Below are 20,123 nucleotides of genomic sequence, written 5' to 3' on the forward strand. Positions count from 1 at the left end.
AAAATACCATATTCCGAAAGTCCGATACCACAATGCACATAAATCGAAGGGTTTTTCCTGCTCAAATCGTTATTGTGGTCGACGAGGGGCTGCGGATATAATAGAACGAATGACACGATATCTGACTTGAACTTGTGAAGGAAAGGGGAGACGCGCACAATATGGCTATAGCGGTTCCCAAAATGAGATTTGCTCCGCCGCAGATTTTGGCAATGGGGTATGCGGTGATGGTGCTGATCGGCACGGTGCTGTTGATGCTGCCGATTTCCAATACGACTGGACAATCACTTTCGTTAATCGATGCGTTTTTCACGGCGACTTCGGCAGTCTGCGTCACAGGGCTTGTCGTCGTGGATACAGGCACGTTTTTTAGCACCTTCGGTCAAATGGTCATTTTGCTGTTGATCCAAATCGGCGGTCTGGGCTTCATGACGATGGCTACCTTATTCGCGCTTGTGTTCCAACGTCGGATATCGCTGCGCGACCGACTGTTGCTGCAAGAAGCGATGAATCAGGGTTCCGTCGAAGGCATCGTGAGGCTGATACGGCGGGTGTTGTACTATTCGTTGGCGATCGAGGCGGCCGGGGCGCTTTTATTTGCTTTTCGTTTAGCCTTCGATATGCCTTTCGGCAGGGCGCTGTATTTCGGGATTTTTCATTCGATCTCTTTTTTCAACAATGCGGGATTCGATATTTTCGGCGATTTTCGCAGCCTGACCGATTACGCGGACGATCCGATCATGAATCTGACCGCCATGGCTCTTATCGTACTGGGCGGACTCGGTTTTATTGTGCTGTCCGATCTGGCTGATTTTCGTAGCAAAAAGAAATTGTCGATGCACTCAAAAGTGGTTCTGGCGACAACGGGGTTTCTGATTTTGCTCGGTTTCGTCGTTATTTTGATTTTCGAGTGGAGCAATGCCGGTACGTTGGGGCGTTTCGGCTGGGGAGGAAAGTTTTGGAGCGCCATGCTCCAGTCCGTTACGCCGAGAACGGCGGGCATCAATTCGGTGGATCTGACCGCTTTGCATCATTCGACGCAGTTCATGCTGCTGATTCTGATGTTTATCGGCGCTTCGCCGGGCTCGACGGGCGGCGGTATCAAAACGACCACATTCGCGGTTACGATCGGCGCGATGATCGCGATGATGCGCGGCCGCGAAGACGTTGTCTTTTTCCGTCAAAGGCTGGCCCGCGAACGCATTCTCAAAGCATTGACGATCATTTTGTTGGCGCTCGCGCTGGTTATCGCCGTGTCGATGGTATTGTCGGCAACCGAAGACCATGATTTTATCGTCATTTTATTCGAAACGACATCGGCGTTCGGCACGGTCGGCTTATCGCTCGGACTTACGCCCGACTTGTCGACTTTCGGCAAAGTGCTGATCGCGCTGACGATGTTCGCCGGACGGGTCGGTCTGCTGACGCTCGTTTACGCGCTTAAGCCGAAAAAAAGCCCCGAGAAATTCCGGTATCCCGAAGGCAAGATCATTATTGGTTAAGGCGGTGCATGTACATTGGGTACGCAACAGTTTGTGGTAGTCGGATTGGGACGTTTCGGTATGAGCCTGGGCATGGAGCTGATCGAACTCGGCTATGAAGTGATGGGCGTCGACCGCAGCGAAGAGATTGTCGAGGAGGTCGGGGATCGGTTCACGTATGCGGCGATCGCCGACGCGACGGACGAGGAGATGCTGCGCTCGCTCGGCATACGGAACTTCGACTGCGGCATCGTGGCGATCGGGGAAAATATGCAAACCAGCATCCTAGCGGCTATTTTGCTCAAGGAGTTGGGTGTGAAAAAAGTGGTTGCCAAAGCGATCACGGTGCTGCACGGGCGGGCGCTGGAAAAGATCGGCGTCGACCAGGTCATTTTTCCCGAACGCGATATGGGCATACGGGTCGCGCACCAGCTCGTCACGCCGAACCTGCTCGATTATATCAAGCTGTCGGACGACTATTCGATCGTGGAGATGCGGGTTCCTAATTGTCTCGACGCCCGAACGATCGCGGATCTGAATTCGCGTACGCGCTTCGGCTGTAGCATCGTCGCTTTGCGTACGGAAGCGGGAGTGACGATCGCGCCGACGGCGCTGGATCAGATGCACGAAGGGGATATTATGGTGATCGCGGGGCCGAACGACCGGATCGAACAGTTCGAGCGCGAAGTGGTGAATGTGGAAGAATAACGGTCAGGCGGCAAAAAGGCGGGGCATGCAAGCGAACTTCGGAAAAAGGAGTACGGTTCGTTTGTGCGCCTCGACTTGGCCGCCTTTTTTTGCTTTTTTGGGAACGAATGAATGACCATGAAACGGTTAAAATCCGAGCAAGCGCAAGCAAGCGGAAATAAACAACCAGGCGAGAACGGTTTTTTCGGAAAAGTGGCAAATTGGTGAACACCGAAATATTGGAAGCGTTTCCTTATGGGTAAAGGCATCGAGACCGCTATAACGCGCTTCAGCACTCGATTCAAAGCGGCCAAGCTCGTTTAAATGGTTGTTGATAAGTTAACCTTTACGTACGCTTACATATACTATGCAGGAATTTTTTGTTTTCAAAAAGTCGCCATATCGGTTCCATTCTCCGAAATTTTGGAGTAACATAAAAGGGAAGCTGCTTTGTTCACAAAATTGTAAAGGGTTTGGACCCCCGGCTGCGGCAGAAGGGCCGGCAAAGCGGAAAATCTCGTTATGGGATTTATGAAAACGTTCTAAAACGGACATTTTGCGGCATGAAGGACTTGATTCCGACGGGCAGCGGAATGTCGAATGATGAAAGGGGACGGTTCGGCAGATGAAAGGTTACTACGCCAGAAAGGTGCACTCGTTATTGGGACTGATTCCGATCAGTTTATTCCTCATCGAGCACGCGATCACCAACTTTGCGGCTTATGACGGCGGTCCGGAAGGTTTCCGCGACGCGGTGCGCACACTCAACGATCTACCACTCGTTTTTTTCCTTGAACTGTTCGCGATCTGGCTTCCGCTGCTCTTTCATGGCGTATACGGGCTTTACATCGCTTATCAGGCACAACCTAACCTGGGGCACTTCAAGACCGAACGCAACTGGCGTTTCGTGATGCAGCGCGTCACGGGCGTGATCGCTTTCGTTTTCATCATCTGGCACGTCTACACCACGCGCTTCCAAATTACGCTCGGCAACGTCACGCACGACGAGCTTGGCGGCTGGATGCACAATATCGTCACTCAGCCCGGATTCTTTATCTTCTTCCTCGTCGGCGTAATCGCGACGACGTTCCACTTCGCCAACGGCGTGTGGGCATTCCTTGTTAGTTGGGGCATCACGGTCGGTCCACGCGCGCAGCGTATCTCTTCGATTATCTGCCTGGGCTTGTTCGCGATCGTGACCGCGCTGTTCATGATGTCGCTGTTTGCTTTCCGTAGCGAAGAGTTCGCCGATACGGCCAGCGTCATTACTACAACACTCCAAACACTGATTGGTTAAGGGGGACTTAAGCAGACATGGCAAAATCCGGACTTATTATCGTCGGCGGCGGGCTCGCGGGCCTTATGGCAACCGTCAAAGCAGCCGAAGCCGGCGTTCCTGTACAGTTATTCTCCCTGGTTCCCGTTAAGCGTTCGCACTCCGTGTGCGCGCAAGGCGGCATCAACGGGGCCGTTAATACAAAAGGCGAAGGCGATTCGCCTTGGATTCACTTCGACGACACCGTTTACGGCGGCGACTTTCTGGCCAACCAGCCTCCTGTCAAAGCGATGTGCGAAGCCGCTCCCGGCATTATCCACCTGATGGACCGGATGGGCGTCATGTTCAACCGTACGCCGGAAGGCCTGCTCGATTTCCGTCGCTTCGGCGGCACGAAGTTCCACCGTACCGCATTCGCGGGCGCAACGACAGGCCAGCAGCTTTTGTACGCACTGGACGAGCAGGTTCGCCGCTACGAAGCCGCAGGTCTGGTCACCAAGTACGAGAACTGGGAATTCCTCGGCGCGGTGCTGGACGACGAAGGCGTCTGCCGCGGCGTCAGCTCGCAAAACCTGAAAACGATGGAAATCCAGACGTTCGTGGCCGACGCCGTTATTTTGGCGACGGGCGGACCGGGGATCATCTTCGGCAAAACGACCAATTCGGTCATCAACACGGGTACGGCGGCCAGCGCCGTGTACCAGCAAGGCGTTCATTATGCGAACGGCGAGTTTATCCAGATTCACCCGACCGCGATTCCCGGCGATGACAAGCTGCGCCTGATGTCCGAATCGGCACGCGGCGAAGGCGGCCGGATCTGGACGTACAAAGACGGCAAGCCGTGGTATTTCCTCGAAGAGAAATACCCGTCTTACGGCAACCTGGTGCCTCGCGATATCGCGACGCGGGAAATCTTTAACGTCTGCGTCGACCAGAAGCTGGGCATCAACGGCGAGAACATGGTCTATTTGGACCTTTCGCATAAGGACCCGAAAGAACTCGACGTCAAACTCGGCGGCATCATCGAGATTTACGAGAAGTTCATGGGCGACGATCCGCGCAAGATTCCAATGAAAATCTTCCCGGCGGTCCATTATTCGATGGGCGGCATGTGGGTCGACTATAACCAAATGACGAATATTCCCGGTTTGTTCGCCGCCGGCGAATGCGAGTATCAATACCACGGTGCCAACCGTCTGGGTGCAAACTCGCTCGTTTCCGCGATTTACGGCGGCATGGTCGCCGGCCCGAAAGCGGTCGAGTATATCAAAGGTCTCAAAAAATCGGCAGCCGATCTGTCCAGCACGGTATTCGAACGCGAAACCGCGAAACATACGGCCCGTTACAACGAGCTTATGGGCATGGACGGTACGGAAAACGCCTATGTGCTGCACCGCGAACTCGGCGAGTGGATGACCGACAATATGACGGTCGTTCGTTACAACGACAAGCTGGAGCAGACGATCGGCAAGATCAAGGAACTCAAACAGCGTTACAAGAACATCAACATGATCGATACGGCCAAGTGGAACAACTCCAGCGTCGCGTTCACACGCCAGTTCTGGAACATGCTTGAACTGTCCGAAGCGATGACCAAAGGTGCTCTGCTGCGCGACGAAAGCCGCGGCGCCCATTACAAGCCGGACTTCCCGACGCGTAACGACGAAGAATTCTTGAAGACGACGAAAGCCGAATGGACGGCGGACGGTCCGAAAATCTCGTACGATCCGGTCGACGTATCTCTGATCCCGCCCCGCGTTCGCGACTATTCGAAGGATTAAGAAAGTCCTGTTCGGGAGGGAAGCTTAGAAACTGTGCTGCGGGAGAAATTCGTTCCGGTCGCGTGTTAAAATCGGGAAGCTGATCGAAGTTTTGTAAGGTTGCTTCCCGATTTCAAAGGCGAACACTACCGTTCCTTCACTGAATTTCTCCCTCCGCACAGTCGCTTCGCTCCTTCAAGGGCTTTGAGGGGATGGTAGTTATTAAAGCGCTTCACGCTTCAGAAGAAGCGATGAAGTCTAATATATTTGTATACTGCTAGCCGTATGATACACGACGAGAATAAGGATCTTCTCAAACTTAATTTTTAAAAAATCACAGTGATCGCGTCATCGACCTATGACGCGGAACCTCTTTTAACCCGATAAAAAGATTGAACGGAGAGGTCATGTTTTTAAAAGAAGAAGAAAAGGGAAACGACCTTCCTTTTCCCACCCTTTCTTCCCTTCTTTTAAACGAACAGGACTTCTCTGTAAAATGAATGGGGGAGAACAGACGATGGCGGAAACAACTGCACCGAACGCAGCTCAGACTACAGCCAGACGAGTCAAATTCATTATCACCCGTCAGGACACACCAGAAAGCAAATCCTACACCGAAGAGTTCGATCTCCCTTACCGTCCGGGGATGAACGTGATCAGCGCCCTGATGGAGATTCAGCGGAATCCGGTCAATTCGGGCGGCGGAACGACGGCACCGGTATGCTGGGAGTCGAACTGTCTCGAAGAAGTATGCGGCGCTTGCTCGATGGTCATTAACGGCAAGCCGCGTCAAGCCTGTTCGGCGCTGGTCGATCAGTTGGAACAGCCGGTGCGCATCGCGCCGATGTCGACATTCCCGGTCGTGCGCGACCTGGTTATAGACCGCAGCCGGATGTTTAACGCGTTGAAAAAAGTCAAAGCGTGGATTCCGATTGACGGCACATACGATCTGGGCGCAGGCCCTCGTATGCCGGAGAAAAAGCGTCAATGGGCGTATGAACTGTCCAAGTGCATGACTTGCGGCGTCTGCCTGCAAGCCTGCCCGAACGTCAACGACAAGACCGATTTTATCGGCCCGGCTGCGCTGTCGCAGGTTCGCCTATTTAATGCCCACCCAACGGGCGAGATGAATGCCGACGATCGTCTGGATATGCTGATGGAAGGCACGGACGGAATCGAAGGCTGCGGCAACTCGCAGAACTGCGTACGTGCTTGCCCGAAAGGCATTCCGCTCACGACCTCGATCGCCGAGCTGAACAAACAGACGACAAAGCGGATGTTCAAGCGTTGGTTCGCACAGTAAGTAGGGGATGAAGCCGTTATGATCCCGTTTATCGATCCGAGTAGCCCGGTAACGAGCTGCTCGGATTTTTGCGTATCCATTATCCATCGTTCCGGATAAAGGCCTTTATAGCTGTATTTCGTGTTACACTAATAGAACAGCCTTCGTAAATTCAAAGAATAGAGTGAGTACGATGAAACAACCCATTACAGAAAGACCTCATACAAGAAGTTCGATTGCCGAACAAGCCCGAGCGATCGGTGTACAGCCTGGTTCTGTACTGTTGGTGCATTCCTCCCTCAAAGCTATAGGTGGATGGATCGCAGGCGGAGCCGAGGCGGCAGTACTTGGTCTGGAAGATGCGCTTGGCGAAGAGGGGACGCTCGTCATGCCGACCCAATCGTCGGAGCTGACCGATCCGGCGATCTGGATGAATCCGCCGCTTGATCCGCGCTGGTGGGATCTGGTGAGAGACGAGATGCCTGTCTACGATCCGGATATGACGCTCACCACCGGTATGGGGGCGATTCCCGAGACATTTCGCAAGCAACGCGGGACAGTCCGCAGCAGTCACCCGCATCTGTCTTTTGCCGCACGCGGACCTCAGGCAAAGGAAGTTACGGACAAACATTCCCTAGGCTACGGATTAGGAGAAGGTTCGCCGCTTGCGCGTTTGTACGAGCGGGATGCCTGGGTGCTGATGCTGGGCACCGGATACGGCACGAATACGTCGTTTCATCTGGGCGAGTACCGTGCGAACTACAGGGGTAAAAAAGAGCTGCGTCCCACGGCGAAAGTGATAGGCGAAAACGGACCGGAATGGACATCGTTCGGCGATATCAATTTCGATTCGGATGATTTTGAACGGATGGGAGCCGACTTCGAGACCGAACGGAGCGCTGCCATATTGCGCGGGAAAATCGGCCAAGCGGAATGCCGTCTGATTCGCCAGCGTGTGCTGGTGGATTACGCCGTGCGCTGGCTGGAGCTGTATCGCTAACGGATAACGAGGGGAGAACGAAGACATGGCGGATAAAGAGAGAATTTCCGGTAGCTTACCGAGCTGGCTGCCGATTCGAACGGAGCGTCTGGAATTACGGATCTTGACTCATGAAGATATTCGGAAATGGAGCCGCACAGCTGACGATACCGAGGTGAACCGTTACTTGGCGTCAGCCGGACGAACGTTTGGTATCGGCAACCCGGATCGCGTGTACCGGCAAATCGAAGAAGCCTACCGCAGCTTGAGCGCGCTTCACTTGGGCATCTTTTTGCACGGCGGAGAAGAGATTATCGGCTTGTGCTCGTTCCAACGCTGGGATGCCCGAGGCGGCAAAGCAGAACTGGGCTTCGCTTTGTCGCACGAATATTGGGGCAAAGGCTATGCGACCGAAGCGGCAGCCGCTTTGGCCGATTTCGGCTTTGAGCATCTGGAGCTGGAACGCATCCAAGCCCGCTGTTTCGTCAAAAACGCAGCTTCGCTGCGCGTCCTGGCGAAGATCGGCATGGAGCGCCAACACCGCCCCGAATTCGGCTTCGGCGTCAAACGCCGCGACGACGAACTGGGCGTTGTCGTATTCACCTTGACGCCCGAAAAACTCAAAGAAGGCCAAGCTTGATGGTTTGATTGACTTTAAGCTTTTGAAACGGCAAAACGATTTTTTTACCAAATAACTGGATTTGTTACACAATTGAAATATAAGCGACATTGTTCTCTAACATGCGTGGGGTATAAATAAGACATGACCCCCTTTTGAAATAGAAGTGATTGGACCCGGACAACCGTCCGGGTCACTTTTTTTGTTCCGGGCTGCCTTACAGTGACAATTCCGCTGCTCATAGCTCCCCACATACAAAAGAGCTGTCCCAAAGTCATCACCACAATTGTTGCTTTTCCGCAAGAATGCCCGGCCGATCCCACCAAGGAATAAAAAAAGAAGTCCTTCCGGAAACAGAAGCTACACGGCGAAGGGAGAAATTCAGTTTAATACGCCTTTGAACTCGGGAATCTTCCTTATAAAAATTGAATCCGAATTCCCGAGTGAAACAGCGTCTTGTGAAGCATTTCGAAGAAATGCACTTCGGAAGCCTATGCTGGCAATTTCTCCCGTAGCCTCCCAGCTTCTTTCCCGAACAGGACTTCCCGCTTCCCGTTTATTCCTTCACCGACCCCAACGTGATCCCATGAATAAAATACCGCTGCAAAAACGGATACACCACCATGATCGGCAGCATCGCGATAAAGATTTTCGCCGCGTCCAGCGTTCGGTTGGATAGCTCCGACAAGCGCCGGTATTGATCTTCGCTCATCGTGGCCGGATCGACCGAGACGACCAATTGCTGAATATACGTTTGCAGCGGATAATACTGCTCCCGCGTCATAAAGATCAATCCGTACAAAAATTCGTTCCAATGGTACACGATGCTGAACAGCGTAATCGTCGCCAATACCGGCACGGCCAGCGGCAGGTAAATGCGGAACAGCGAATACCACGGTCCCGCTCCGTCGACCAAAGCCGCTTCGTCCAGTTCTTTGGGCAAGTTGCGGAAAAAGTTTACCGTCAAAATAACGTTAAACACCAGCGTCTGCGCGCCTCCGACCAGTACGAGCGCCCAGATGCTGTTGAGCATGCCGAGACCTTTTACCGTCAAATACAAAGGGATCAGGCCGCCGTTGAACAGCATGCAGAAGATCAGAATCCACATCAGCACGCCGCGCGCTTTGAACTGCCGGCTGGTGCGCGAGAGCGGGTAGGCCATCAGCAGCACGACGACGAAATTCAACGCCGCGCCGAGCGCTACGCGCTGAATCGAAATCCAGAACGAGCCGAAAAATTGCGTGTCTTTTAAAATCTGCGTGTACGCGTTAACGTTGAATCCGACCGGCCATAGCCATACCTGACCCGCCGCTGCCGCCGAATTGGAGCTGAGCGACAGGGCGAGCGTGTACCAGATCGGCAAAATACAGGTCAGCGTGATTCCGATCAGCACGACCAGAATCGCGATATCCGTCAGGCGCGAACTCCATGTTCGATCCCGGATCATAGACGTACCTCCTGCTTTAGAATATGCGATAGTTGATCAGCCGATACGCCAGGAAATAAGAGACGCTGATCAAAATAAACCCGATGACCGATTTGAGCAAGCCGACCGCGGTCGCAAGCTCGTACTGCAAGTTCAACAGACCCGTCCGGTACACCCACGTGTCGATAATGTCTCCGGTGGAGTAGACGAGCGGATTATACAGGTTGAAAATCTGGTCGAAGCCCGCGTTCAGCACGTTGCCGAGACTGAGCACGGCGAGCAGCACGGCGGTCGTGCGGATGCCGGGCAGGGTGATGTGCCACAGGCTTTTCCAGCGTCCGGCTCCGTCCATGCCTGCCGCTTCGTACAGCGCCGGATTGATGCCCGTGAGCGCCGCCAGATAGATGATGGTATTGAAGCCGAACTCTTTCCAGACGTCGCTGCCGACCACCAACCACGGGAACAGCTCCGCTTGAGCGAAAAATAGGGTAGGTTTGAAGCCGAACAGGGCACCCAGCTGATTCACCGGACCGTTGTAGGAGAACAGGTCGAGAATGATACCGCCGAGAATAACCCAGGACAGAAAATGCGGAAGATAGACGATGGTCTGAATCCAGCGTTTGACCACCAGCTTGCGCAGTTCGTTAAGCATAAGCGCGAACACCAACGGCACGACCAGATGCGCGATGATTTTAAGTACGGCGATAATAAGCGTATTGAAAAAGACTTCCCGAGTGTCCTTGAGCACGAACATATAGCGGAAATGCTCCAGGCCCGCCCATTCGGAATGGAAAATGCCTTTGCCCGGATTGAAGTATTGAAAAGCGATCGCGATCCCGAACATCGGCACGATGCTGAACACGATCAGCCACAGATAACCGGGGAGCAGCATCAGGTAGTAATGCTTGTCGAAGCTTTTGATCCGCATGGATGAACTCCTTTCTGAAACGGAAACGCATGTCCCGTTCATATCCGACTACTGTTGGATCGCTTCCGCGACTTCATTCGTGATCTGCTCGCCGCCTTGACGTTTCCAGTCCTCGACGAACTGATCGAAGCTGTCCACCGGAGCGACGCCCATCACGATCTTCAGGAACATTTCGTCTTCCATCTTTTTGAGGTTGACCCAACGGCTTTCCATCAGCGGCGTTTGCTCGTAGATCAGGCTGTTGATCCGTTCCATCTCGGTATCGACGATCGGGTTGCCGCCGACCATGATCGAGTAGGCGCGCGTCCAGGCTCCCCAATCGGCGTCCGGCGTCCAGGTGCCGATATTCCAGTCGTCGTACGGCTCCTGCTTGATCTTGGTGATGTTCTCCAGATCGGAAGGCAGCAGCTTGTACGGACGGTCGTTCACGTAGTCTTCTTTCGTTTTCGTTCCGGCCAGCACTTCTTTGATCGCTTTGTTGGTGAACTCGATTTCGTCCGACGGCGCGAACACGACGCGCAGCGGGTAGAAGCCGGGGCCGCCTTTGCTCGGGTCGAACGTGTTTTCCATCTCGTTTTTGAACAGATTGTTCAGCATTTTCATCGGCACTTCCGGGTTGGCGTAGTCTTTGCGTACGACCACGAACTCCGTGGAAGGGGTGGCGGCGTGCGGGCGGAAGTCGCCGCCGGCATCCAGCGGCAGCGCGTACGCTTGCCAGTTGGCTTCGGGATCGTTTTTGACGGCGTTGGTCAGCGGACCGTAACCCATCCACCACGGCGCGAAAAAGATACCGGATTTGCCGTTGATGATCGGTTCGTCGGACGCTTCGCGCACCGCCATTTCCGGATCGATCAAGCCTTGCGCGTACAGGTCGCGCAGGCCGGATAAGGCTTCTTTCGTTTCCGGCAGCGTAGAGCCGTATACAGGCTTGCCGCTGCCGTCATCGAGCCAATAGCCGGGGAAAGCGCCGTAGGCCGAGAAGATGGCATCGAAGCCGTACAGATTGTTTTTGGACTCCAGGAAGTTGGCGTACATTTTGCCGTCGCCGCTTTGCGGGCCGGAGATGCCGATCGTATCGGCGCTTCCGTTGCCGTCCGGGTCTTGTTCGACAAAAGCGCGCGCGACCGTTGCCAGCTCTTCCATGCTTTTTGGCGGCTCAAGGCCCAGCTTGTCCAGCCAATCCTGACGAATCCACATGATATGGATCCCGTCGGCATCGGCCTGCACGCCGGGGATCGCATACATTTTGCCGTCAAACGTCACCGACTTCAGCGCGGCGCCGTCCGTTTTTTCAATAATGTCTTTGATTTCGGGCGAAGCGTAACGTTCATACACCTGCGTGAGATCGGCCAATTGTCCGGCTGCGACCATTTGGCGCAATTCCACGGCATTCACCACCATCGCGTCGGGAAGATCGTTACTGGCAATCGCCAGGCTGATCTTTTGCCGCATATTGGCTGCCGAAGCGGTAAACGCATGTTCCACTTTGATATTCAGCGCTTCCTCGATCTGCCGGGTATACTGATTGTCGAGCGGGGTATCGCCTGCGGGCAGATCTTTGTCCGTTGGGTCGACCTGCATTCCGATACTGATCGTCATCGGCTCCGCATAGCTTCCATACGGATCGGCGGGCTCGGTGCTTTGCGTTTGTTCTTCCTCGGTTGCAGGCTCCGTAGCGGTTTCCGAACCGGAGCTACAGGCTCCAAGCGCAAGTACCGCTGACAGTGCGACTACACATGCTGCTTTGACCTTTCTTTTCATGACATTCCCCTCTTTTCTGTAGCAGATAGATGAGTCAGCACTAATTTAACATGAAGAAACCGCTTTCAAGGATAGAAAGCGGTCTGTAAAACAGTAAGATGAATGTGCGGAGTTTTCGTCCAAAGTAATCATTTCGGACAAATCACCCCCTGATCAGCGGACATTTGTCTCCTCGAACATATGCTGCTGCCGATATTCGCTCGGAAGCAGACCGGTTTGCTCGCGAAAAATGCGGCTGAAATATTTTTCGTCGGCATACCCCGTGCGCTCGGCGACCCATTGCACCGTTTTGCGCGTCTCGACCAATAGCGAGCACGCCCGATTTATTCGCTGCTGCCGGACGTACTCGTTAAACGTAACGCCCATGATATCGCGGAAGCACTGGCTGAAATAGCTGCGGCTCATATTGACCTCGTGCGCGATCCGTCCGGCTTGCAGAGGCTCGGAAAGACGTTCCCGAACGAGCGCCGCGGCTTTGGTAACGCTGGCTTGCACTTCGCTGGAGTACGGCTGTACGCCGAGAGCGAGTCGAAGCTGATCCCGCAAGCGTTGCAGCTCCCGTACGGTTTCAAACCAGGAATCCGCCGCTTGAGGCATCGCTAACCGTTTACCCGTTGCCGCTTCATGGATCGCATTCCAGGCATAGGCCCAGCCGAGCACCTCGCCGTGCAATCGCTGGGAAGACAATCGGAGTTCCGCCAGGTCGCTCAAAAAGGCTTTGAACTCGTCGATTTCATGCACCCAGTCCGGCTTGAAGCCGCGCCTGCGCACTTCCGCCAACGTACGTTGCGCCATTTCTTCTTCGGTGCTTCCCGATCTTGCGTCGGCTTCTTTTTGCTGCGTGCGGTCGGCAAGATCAAGATCATAGACATGCAGGTCCGGTTGACGCACATAGAACCATTCACCCGCCATATAGTCCGCCAGCCGTGCCCCGACTTCGGCTACGTTTTTTCCTTCAAGTCCATGCAAGCGCAGCAGGCCACAGTGTACCGGATGACCCGGCAAGCCGCTTAATAGAGCCTCCAACTGCTTGGCTTCTGCGGAATCTTCCGCGAACCATACGGGCAATCCCGAGTCGGCGGTAAAATCGGGCGCGCGCAGAGCAGGGGATAGACGTTCCAACGCGGCTTGTACCTCTGCGTCGGAAGGAGCGATCCACGCATAGCCTTTGTGTATGGAGGAGGGACGAACGGCGGCAGAGCTTTCCTTGAGCCGCTCGCTTGCGATCCGCGAACAAATACGTTCCAGCACTTCTTCGAAGCGTTCTTCCTCCAGTTGGACTTTGGCAATATAATCGATCGCGCCCAGGCGAAGCGCTTCCTGAATATACGAAAAGTCCTGATGCAGCGTAAGCACGACGATGAACATCCGCGGATAGCGAACCCGTGCTTCGCGCATCAATTCAAGTCCCGACATGACGGGCATAGCGAGATCGGTGAGCAGTATATCCACTTCCTGCGTTTCCAGAAATTCCAGCGCTTTTTCCCCGTTCCGGGCTTCGCCCACCACTTGAAGTCCGAACTCGGCCCACGGCATCGCCGAAATCAACCCGCGCCGTACCAGCTTGTCGTCATCCACGATCAGCACGTTCAGCATCTGTCGACCCCTCCTTGTAAGGTAATAACAGCCGTACCGTTGTTCCTTGACCCGGCGTACTTTCCAATTCCAGTTTGGCTCGGCCTTCGTAATGCGATCCGATCATGCGTTTCACGTAATTCATCCCGATGCCCATCCCGACCTTTTCGTGAGCGGACGTCTGTTCATGCAGCAGGCGCTGGATTTCGGATTCAGAGATTCCGCCGCCGTTGTCCGTAATCGCCAGTTCGATAAAACCGTTTTCGCGCCGGACATCGACTCCGATATGCCCTTCGTCATCCAGGCCGTGGTACAACGCGTTTTCCACAAGCGGCTGTAAAATGAAACGGGGCACCGGAGCGTCCAGCACCTTGTCTTCCACGCGGATACGCACGTCGAAATCGAAGTCGTAGCGGATCTGCTGAAGAATCAAATACTGGCGCAGCGAATCGACTTCTTCCCGAATCGTCGACACTTGGCCGAGCTTGCCCAGATTGTAGTAAAGCAGCCGGTTCAGCGAAACGAGCAGTTTGTCGATTTCTTTTTGCCCGTGAATGACCGCTAGCCAGTGCGCCGTATCCAGCGTATTCATCAGGAAGTGCGGATTGATCTGATACAGCAGCTTTTCGACTTCCAGGTCGGCGCGCCGTTTTTCTTTTTGTTCCACCTCATGGATCAGCGTGGCGATCTGATGCTTCATATGGTGGAATTGCTGCTGCAAATCCTGGAATTCGGGAATGCGCGTCGGCGGCGAAGGCGTATCAAACCGGCTGCGCGCCACATTATTCATATCGCGGTTAAACTGGTTCAGCGGCTTGTAGACCATTTTCCACAGCAATCCCGCCGTCAAGACGCCCACCGCGAGAAACAACAGCAGCAGCATCGTCATGATCTGAAGCCAACGTCTTTTTTCCGCCTCGTAATCGTCTTTCGGAATTAGAGAAACGATGCTCCAACCCTGATTGCTGGTTCCTTTAAACCAATAATAATTGCCTTCCAGTCCCGAACTCGGCATTGCTTGACCGCTTTCCCCTGTAGAAGTGCGGGTTGGGCGGAAAAAGCTATTCTCGGCGAAAACGTCAGCCAGCTCGGTGTAGGCGATCCGTTGGTCGTTATCGAGAATCAAATGGGAGGAGGTCTTGACGATGTTGTCGCTGTCGAGAATATTTTGCGTCAGTTTGAAACCGGATTCAATATACACGTACACTTGGCCGCGCCCCGGCAAACTGACCTCCCGTAACGCGGATAATACATATTGATTGTTAAAACGGTCATTGCTGATATGCGGCCCATAGTACGAAATCCCGTAATAAGCGGCGAGCAGCGGCAGTTTGTCCGGATCGAAGTTGTCCCGCGGCCCGGCATTGGCAAAACGCATCCGGTCTTCGTCGGCAAAGTAGTAGGCGACGAAGCCGGTGGACGGGTTGGTGAACGTGATCAGGTTAAGCTCGCTTTGAATCTCTTCGATCAGCGAAGCCCGGTCATACGCACGCTCGGCCGATAAATACTGTTCCAGCAATTTGCCGACGCTGCCCGGATAGGCGAGCTGTTGCGAGACATGATTCAGGTTGCTGATCGTATTTTCGAGCGAGAGCTGCATCTGGTGCAGATTGCTTTGCACGCCGGAATTCAGATTGTCGCTCAAAATTACGGAGATGGTGCGGTTGGACACGAAGGTCGTGATGGCAAAAGGAATGATGATGCCCGATGCGAAAATGAGCAGAATGCGCTTCTTCAACGTTAGGCGTTCCGGCCGCCATAAACGGATGCGGCGGAGCCAGTTTTTCATACCTTCACCTTCCTCGTCGCTGGTCTGGCCTTGGAATCACTCAAATTGTAACCGATGAGGCAGTACCGCGCAATTTGGGCAAGCAGGCAAAAACGAAAAAAGACCGCGTTATCGCGCATAGGCGACAACGGGTCCGTAAGATATGCGTGGAGTAAAAACAAGGCACTGGACGGCTCGACGGTTTGGCTTCAGGCTTGCCGCGCGATGCCCGGTCGAAATCTTTTATAGCGGCACCGATACCGGCTTGCGTTCTTTGACATAGATCCATTCCTTGAATCCGATATCGCGAAGCTTGTTCGCCACGGCATCGAAATCTTCGCCGACTCGGGAAGGCTTGTGCGCATCGGAGCCAAACGAGATCGAGACGCCGTAATGCAGCGCGCGTTCCAGGATGGCGTCGGACGGATACCAGCCGCCGCACAGCTTGGTGCCGCCGGACGTGTTCACTTCGATCGCAAGCCCCAACTCGCCGATCGTGCGCAGCGCCGAGTCGATCGCGTCGTCTGCCGGAATATCGGCGAACGCCGGATAGTAGCCTTTCATCGCGTCGATATGGCCGAGGATCTGGAACATCCCGCTGCGTGCGGACGCTTCGATCAGACGGTAATATTCTTTTTTCGCTTCGATCATCTGCCCGGCGGGAATGCCTGCCCAACGGTTGCGGTCGAAGATGCTTTTGCCGCTGCTGATATGCACGGAACCGATCACGTAATCGAACGGATAACGCTCGATCGCTTCACGGTAAGGACGTTCATGGTCGATAAAATAATCGGATTCGATGCCGAGCAGCACGTCGATTTTGCCTGCGTACTCTTTTTTCAATAGCAGCACTTCGTCGACGTAAGACCCCAGCTCCAGACGCGACATGGTGATCGACGGAGCGGGATGGTCGAGCGGACTGAACAGATGCGGCATATGGTCGGATATCCCGATGACGGACAGACCTTCCTTGATGGCGGCTTCGATATAGTCGCGAATATCGCCGTCCGCATGTCCGCAGCGATAATGATGGGTATGAAGATCGAACTTCATGGACGGACCCTCCTTTTTCATGAAAACCAATCCCTGGATTACTCGGAGCCGATAAATTGCGTTTCCGGCATGCCTTTGAGATCGGCGAGGAATTGACGCATGGCCGAGTTGATATATTTGCCCGAACGGTAGATGACGCCGACCGGATGACTGGTCTCGAACTCTTTGACAGGCAGTCTGATCAGGGAGCCTTGGCGTACCTCTCTTGAAGTGGACAGCTTGGAGATTACGGCAGCACCGAGATTGAGTTCGACCATGCGCTTCACTTCTTCGCTGCTGGACAGTTCCATGGCGATCTGCGGCGTGATGCCGTGCTCTTTGAACACCTGCTCGACGAAGCGCCGTCCAACCGTATCCGGGGACAGCATGATCATGGGAACTTCTTTGAGATCTTCCAGACGAATTTTATCTTTATGCGCCAATTCGTTCTGGGGAGAGACGACAAGTTCGAACGTGTCGTAGTACAGGACGGAAGTCTCCAGATCGGGATTGCGCTCGATCAGGTAGCCGATGCCGATATCGACCGATCCGTTTTCCACCAGACTGTAGATTTGCGAAGAAGGCATCGACTGGATACTGGTCTGGATCAACGGGAACTGGTTTTGGAAATAAGACAGCACGCGCGGCAAAATCTGAATAGCGATTGAGGTCGTCGTGCCCAGCATGATATGTCCCTGCGGCGTTTCTTCGAGATCGGTAATCTTTTGCTTCAGTTCCTCGACGACGGCGAGAATGCGTTCGGCATGCTCAAGAAAGACCAATCCGCGATCGGTTAGCGTGACGGGCTGACTGCGATCGACCAGAACGGCTTTAAATTCGTCTTCAAGGCTTTTGATCTGCGCGGAAACGGCGGGTTGTGTAAGGTTGAGCAGTTCCCCGGCTTTGCGGAAGCTCATCGTTTTCGAGATTGTGACGAGCGTCTCCAACTGACTCATATTCATGAAACTTCTCCTCCCACCGCGTATTGATTCCTTAAATTATAGGTGCAAAATGAAAAGAAAAGCAATGTGAAAGCCAATATTATTAATGAAGAAAAAAAGCAGGATTTTTGTACGCCCTGCACAACCGCCAAAGGATCAAAAAGACACAAGAGCAGCGAAAAAAGAAAAAACCTCCTGCTTAAGTCATGAATTTTGCCAAAATGGGTCTTTAGCTGTAAAAAAAAGGCCCTTTGCTGGCGATAAAAGAAGAAGCCGGATTTTTACAGAATTCGACGCGGGCTGACCAAGTAGGGGGAAACGGTGCTGTGCGTTTTCGAAGCCCTTTTATGTGTCGCTCCATTGTCGAAAAAAGTCGATATGTTACCTGTTTCGTCGGATAGTCGTCTTGAAATAATCATTTAAAATGAGATGCTTTATTTTTCTGTCTCGCGTATAATTGGGATAACCTAGAATGGGACTAAAGGTTAATGAGTTGGAAGTCCCAATTATCCGATACACGTGATTCCAAAAACCTAAGTAGTAGGGAGCGAATGAGTTATGAAAGCGGAGGTAATCAACCCGTTTTTGGAATCGGCCAAGCTGGTGCTTCAGCAGGTCATTCAGATTTCCCCGTCGACGGGAACGCTTGCGGTCAAAAGCGTAAAACCGATCGACGACCATATCTGGATCCAAATCGGTATGACCGGACAATTGACGGGCAATATCATTTTCGGTCTGCACGAGCAGGTCGCGATGCGGATCGTGTCCGCCATGATGGGCGGCTTCACGATCACGGAGCTGGACGAGATGGGCCGAAGCGCCATTTCGGAATTGGGCAACATGATTAGCGGCAATGCGGGGATTTTGCTGTCGAATCAAGGCGTAACCGTGGATATCACGCCTCCGAACGTCGTACACGGACAGGAATTCACGGGAACGATGCCGGATAAGGCATTGACGATTCCGCTGCTGATGGACGGGATCGGCGAACTGGATATTCAAGTCCTGATCTCGTAAACTGGACAGGCGAGCTTGCGCAAGTTTTGAAGCTCTAAAGGAGCGTTCGCTTTGACGTTAACGAATAAAATTGTATGGATCACAGGCGCTTCGAGCGGGATCGGAGCGCTTATCGCGCGTCTGGTGTCCGAGCGCGGAGGCATTCCGATATTGACGGCACGTTCGGAAACCAACTTGCGGGAAGCCGCGAACGCCGTGCCCGGGAAGCACGGTATTCGGGTTCTTGACGTCGGCAGCGAACCATCCGTGCAGACGGTCGCGCAAAGCATCGTCGCGGAGTATGGCCGAATCGATATTTTGGTCAATAACGCGGGCTACGGATTGTTCGAGAGCGTCGAGGATATGGACATACGGGACTATGAAGGCATCATGAATGTCAATTATTTCGGCGTTGTCCGTTGTACGAAGGCAGCCCTGCCGCATATGCGTCTTGCCGGCAGCGGGCAGATTCTGACTGTCGCTTCGATGGCAGGGAAATTCGCTACGGCAAAATCGGCTGGTTACGCGGCATCCAAGCACGCGGTATTGGGCTTTATGAATTCGCTGCGTCAGGAGCTGCGCGGGAGCGGAATCGCTGTGTCGACGGTCAATCCTGGACCGATCGATACCCCGTTTTTCGAGACAGCCGATCCGGATGGCACGTATGTCAAAAGCGTCGATCGCTTTATTTTGCCGCCGGAAAAGGTTGCCCGCGAAGTCGTGCGCATGATGGAAACGCGCAAAGCCGAGCTGGATCTTCCGCGTTATTTCGGTCTGGGTGTCCGATTGTACGGACTGATGCCGCGGACAGCGGATAAGCTGGCGGGTCGATTTTTGAATTTGAAGTAACGGTAGAAGTAACCGTGTAGGAAACAAGCCGTTTTCCGCGGAGGGGCGGAGAATGGAGAAGACTCGGAAAAACAATATCGCCACGAACATTCGGCTCCGCATGGCGGAGACGGTTTTCGCGGCGATTTTTGCGTTGCAAAACCAAATATCAGCGTCTTTCCAATTCATTTTCGATAGCCTTCAAAAGATCGGGGGAATGATCGCCAAAGTTCCGTTTCATTGTTTCCAACGATTCAATTGCTTTCTTTCCTCCGATATCGCCGAACGCGCAAGCCAATTCCATCAGATCGTTTTCCGACAGTCCATCCAATTGCAACAAAGGCTCCAATATGGGCAAACCGTCTTTGCTTCCCAGGCCGCCGATTGCGTTGATCAGGACCGGGCGTATTCTTTTGATATCGATCAGGGTACGGATTTTATCCAACGCATAACGCGTATTTCTTTTTCCGATCGCGGCCAGAGCATCTGCCAGTACGTATTTGAAGTCTTCGGCGTCGATACGTCCCAATCGGGGAGGGAACAATAAAATATCCAATAAAATATCGAATGAACCGTCTCCGAAGGTGTCGTATACATCCGTGTGCATCTTAACAAAATCTTCGAATGAATCCATTTTTTGAAACGGGCTAAGACCGTCGCACAAATCCTTGAGCGCCGCTTCGATCTCTTCTCTCGTATTTCTGACCATGCCCGTTCTCCTTTCTGTATGCGGCCTTAGCGCGTATGCGCTTTAACGAAACGTCGCCACGCTGAAGCGCAGCAA

Annotated in this window: 17 protein-coding genes; 9 read left to right on the forward strand and 8 right to left on the reverse strand. The window is 53.5% G+C overall.

The window, feature by feature from the left end; all coding sequences use genetic code 11:
* Positions 1-161: 161 nt before the first annotated feature.
* The 7 genes from WKI47_RS07775 to WKI47_RS07805 all read left to right on the forward strand — a co-directional run bounded on the left by WKI47_RS07775 (position 162) and on the right by WKI47_RS07805 (position 8,105).
* Complete coding sequence (locus WKI47_RS07775; RefSeq protein ID WP_340226585.1) at positions 162-1,502, forward strand: TrkH family potassium uptake protein; 1,341 nt, start codon at positions 162-164, stop codon at positions 1,500-1,502.
* 15 nt (positions 1,503-1,517) lie between these two features.
* Positions 1,518-2,189, forward strand: a complete 672-nt coding sequence (locus tag WKI47_RS07780; RefSeq protein WP_340226586.1) for a TrkA family potassium uptake protein — start codon at positions 1,518-1,520, stop codon at positions 2,187-2,189.
* 604 nt (positions 2,190-2,793) lie between these two features.
* Positions 2,794-3,465 carry a succinate dehydrogenase cytochrome b558 subunit gene (locus WKI47_RS07785; RefSeq protein ID WP_340226587.1) on the forward strand — a complete coding sequence of 224 codons (672 nt, stop codon included), beginning with the start codon at positions 2,794-2,796 and terminating at the stop codon, positions 3,463-3,465.
* Positions 3,466-3,482: 17 nt separating this feature from the next.
* A complete protein-coding gene (gene sdhA, locus WKI47_RS07790) occupies positions 3,483-5,225 on the forward strand; it encodes a succinate dehydrogenase flavoprotein subunit (protein ID WP_340226588.1) in 1,743 nt (580 codons plus the stop codon).
* Positions 5,226-5,721: 496 nt separating this feature from the next.
* The gene (sdhB, locus tag WKI47_RS07795) at positions 5,722-6,507 is read left to right on the forward strand and encodes a succinate dehydrogenase iron-sulfur subunit (protein ID WP_340226589.1); all 786 of its coding nucleotides are present in this window, start codon (positions 5,722-5,724) and stop codon (positions 6,505-6,507) included.
* A gap of 172 nt (positions 6,508-6,679) precedes the next feature.
* Entirely contained in the window at positions 6,680-7,486 is an 807-nt protein-coding gene (locus tag WKI47_RS07800; RefSeq protein WP_340226590.1) for an AAC(3) family N-acetyltransferase, read from the forward strand.
* Between the two features lie 25 nt (positions 7,487-7,511).
* Positions 7,512-8,105: a GNAT family protein gene (locus WKI47_RS07805; protein ID WP_340226591.1), complete on the forward strand. Its 594-nt coding sequence runs from the start codon at positions 7,512-7,514 to the stop codon at positions 8,103-8,105.
* A gap of 535 nt (positions 8,106-8,640) precedes the next feature.
* On the opposite strand, the gene WKI47_RS07810 is transcribed toward WKI47_RS07805, so the two are convergent.
* From WKI47_RS07810 to WKI47_RS07840, 7 genes are all read right to left on the reverse strand, one after another.
* Positions 8,641-9,531, reverse strand: coding sequence for a carbohydrate ABC transporter permease (locus WKI47_RS07810; protein ID WP_340226592.1), 891 nt, complete (start codon positions 9,529-9,531; stop codon positions 8,641-8,643).
* Positions 9,532-9,547: 16 nt separating this feature from the next.
* Entirely contained in the window at positions 9,548-10,438 is an 891-nt protein-coding gene (locus tag WKI47_RS07815; RefSeq protein WP_340226593.1) for an ABC transporter permease, read from the reverse strand.
* Between the two features lie 48 nt (positions 10,439-10,486).
* Complete coding sequence (locus WKI47_RS07820; RefSeq protein WP_340226594.1) at positions 10,487-12,199, reverse strand: extracellular solute-binding protein; 1,713 nt, start codon at positions 12,197-12,199, stop codon at positions 10,487-10,489.
* Between the two features lie 153 nt (positions 12,200-12,352).
* Positions 12,353-13,795, reverse strand: a complete 1,443-nt coding sequence (locus WKI47_RS07825) for a response regulator transcription factor (protein ID WP_340226595.1) — start codon at positions 13,793-13,795, stop codon at positions 12,353-12,355.
* Positions 13,770-15,563 (reverse strand): sensor histidine kinase, encoded by a 1,794-nt coding sequence (locus tag WKI47_RS07830; protein ID WP_340226596.1) that lies wholly within the window; start codon positions 15,561-15,563, stop codon positions 13,770-13,772. The genes WKI47_RS07825 and WKI47_RS07830 overlap by 26 nt, the downstream gene beginning before the upstream one ends.
* Positions 15,564-15,785: 222 nt before the next feature.
* Positions 15,786-16,595, reverse strand: coding sequence for a histidinol-phosphatase (locus WKI47_RS07835; protein WP_340226597.1), 810 nt, complete (start codon positions 16,593-16,595; stop codon positions 15,786-15,788).
* A gap of 38 nt (positions 16,596-16,633) precedes the next feature.
* A complete protein-coding gene (locus WKI47_RS07840; protein WP_340226598.1) occupies positions 16,634-17,536 on the reverse strand; it encodes a LysR family transcriptional regulator in 903 nt (300 codons plus the stop codon).
* Positions 17,537-18,073: 537 nt separating this feature from the next.
* On the opposite strand from WKI47_RS07840, the gene WKI47_RS07845 reads away from it, so the two are divergent.
* A complete protein-coding gene (locus WKI47_RS07845; RefSeq protein ID WP_037291136.1) occupies positions 18,074-18,532 on the forward strand; it encodes a chemotaxis protein CheX in 459 nt (152 codons plus the stop codon).
* Positions 18,533-18,583: 51 nt separating this feature from the next.
* Entirely contained in the window at positions 18,584-19,360 is a 777-nt protein-coding gene (locus WKI47_RS07850) for an SDR family oxidoreductase (RefSeq protein ID WP_340226599.1), read from the forward strand.
* Between the two features lie 148 nt (positions 19,361-19,508).
* Here WKI47_RS07850 and WKI47_RS07855 read toward each other — a convergent pair whose 3' ends face one another.
* Positions 19,509-20,048: a HEAT repeat domain-containing protein gene (locus WKI47_RS07855; RefSeq protein WP_340226600.1), complete on the reverse strand. Its 540-nt coding sequence runs from the start codon at positions 20,046-20,048 to the stop codon at positions 19,509-19,511.
* Positions 20,049-20,123: the final 75 nt, after the last annotated feature.

The organism is Saccharibacillus sacchari, assembly GCF_037722395.1.
Classification (GTDB): Bacteria; Bacillota; Bacilli; order Paenibacillales; family Paenibacillaceae; genus Saccharibacillus; species Saccharibacillus sacchari_A.

Coding starts and splice junctions, on each gene's coding strand:
- WKI47_RS07775 (WP_340226585.1), top strand. CDS start 162: ATGGCTATAGCGGTTCCCAAAATGAGATTTGCTCCGCCGCAGATTTTG.
- WKI47_RS07785 (WP_340226587.1), top strand. CDS start 2,794: ATGAAAGGTTACTACGCCAGAAAGGTGCACTCGTTATTGGGACTGATT.
- sdhA (WP_340226588.1), top strand. CDS start 3,483: ATGGCAAAATCCGGACTTATTATCGTCGGCGGCGGGCTCGCGGGCCTT.
- sdhB (WP_340226589.1), top strand. CDS start 5,722: ATGGCGGAAACAACTGCACCGAACGCAGCTCAGACTACAGCCAGACGA.
- WKI47_RS07800 (WP_340226590.1), top strand. CDS start 6,680: ATGAAACAACCCATTACAGAAAGACCTCATACAAGAAGTTCGATTGCC.
- WKI47_RS07805 (WP_340226591.1), top strand. CDS start 7,512: ATGGCGGATAAAGAGAGAATTTCCGGTAGCTTACCGAGCTGGCTGCCG.
- WKI47_RS07810 (WP_340226592.1), bottom strand. CDS start 9,531: ATGATCCGGGATCGAACATGGAGTTCGCGCCTGACGGATATCGCGATT.
- WKI47_RS07815 (WP_340226593.1), bottom strand. CDS start 10,438: ATGCGGATCAAAAGCTTCGACAAGCATTACTACCTGATGCTGCTCCCC.
- WKI47_RS07820 (WP_340226594.1), bottom strand. CDS start 12,199: ATGAAAAGAAAGGTCAAAGCAGCATGTGTAGTCGCACTGTCAGCGGTA.
- WKI47_RS07825 (WP_340226595.1), bottom strand. CDS start 13,795: ATGCTGAACGTGCTGATCGTGGATGACGACAAGCTGGTACGGCGCGGG.
- WKI47_RS07830 (WP_340226596.1), bottom strand. CDS start 15,563: ATGAAAAACTGGCTCCGCCGCATCCGTTTATGGCGGCCGGAACGCCTA.
- WKI47_RS07835 (WP_340226597.1), bottom strand. CDS start 16,595: ATGAAGTTCGATCTTCATACCCATCATTATCGCTGCGGACATGCGGAC.
- WKI47_RS07840 (WP_340226598.1), bottom strand. CDS start 17,536: ATGAATATGAGTCAGTTGGAGACGCTCGTCACAATCTCGAAAACGATG.
- WKI47_RS07845 (WP_037291136.1), top strand. CDS start 18,074: ATGAAAGCGGAGGTAATCAACCCGTTTTTGGAATCGGCCAAGCTGGTG.
- WKI47_RS07855 (WP_340226600.1), bottom strand. CDS start 20,048: ATGGTCAGAAATACGAGAGAAGAGATCGAAGCGGCGCTCAAGGATTTG.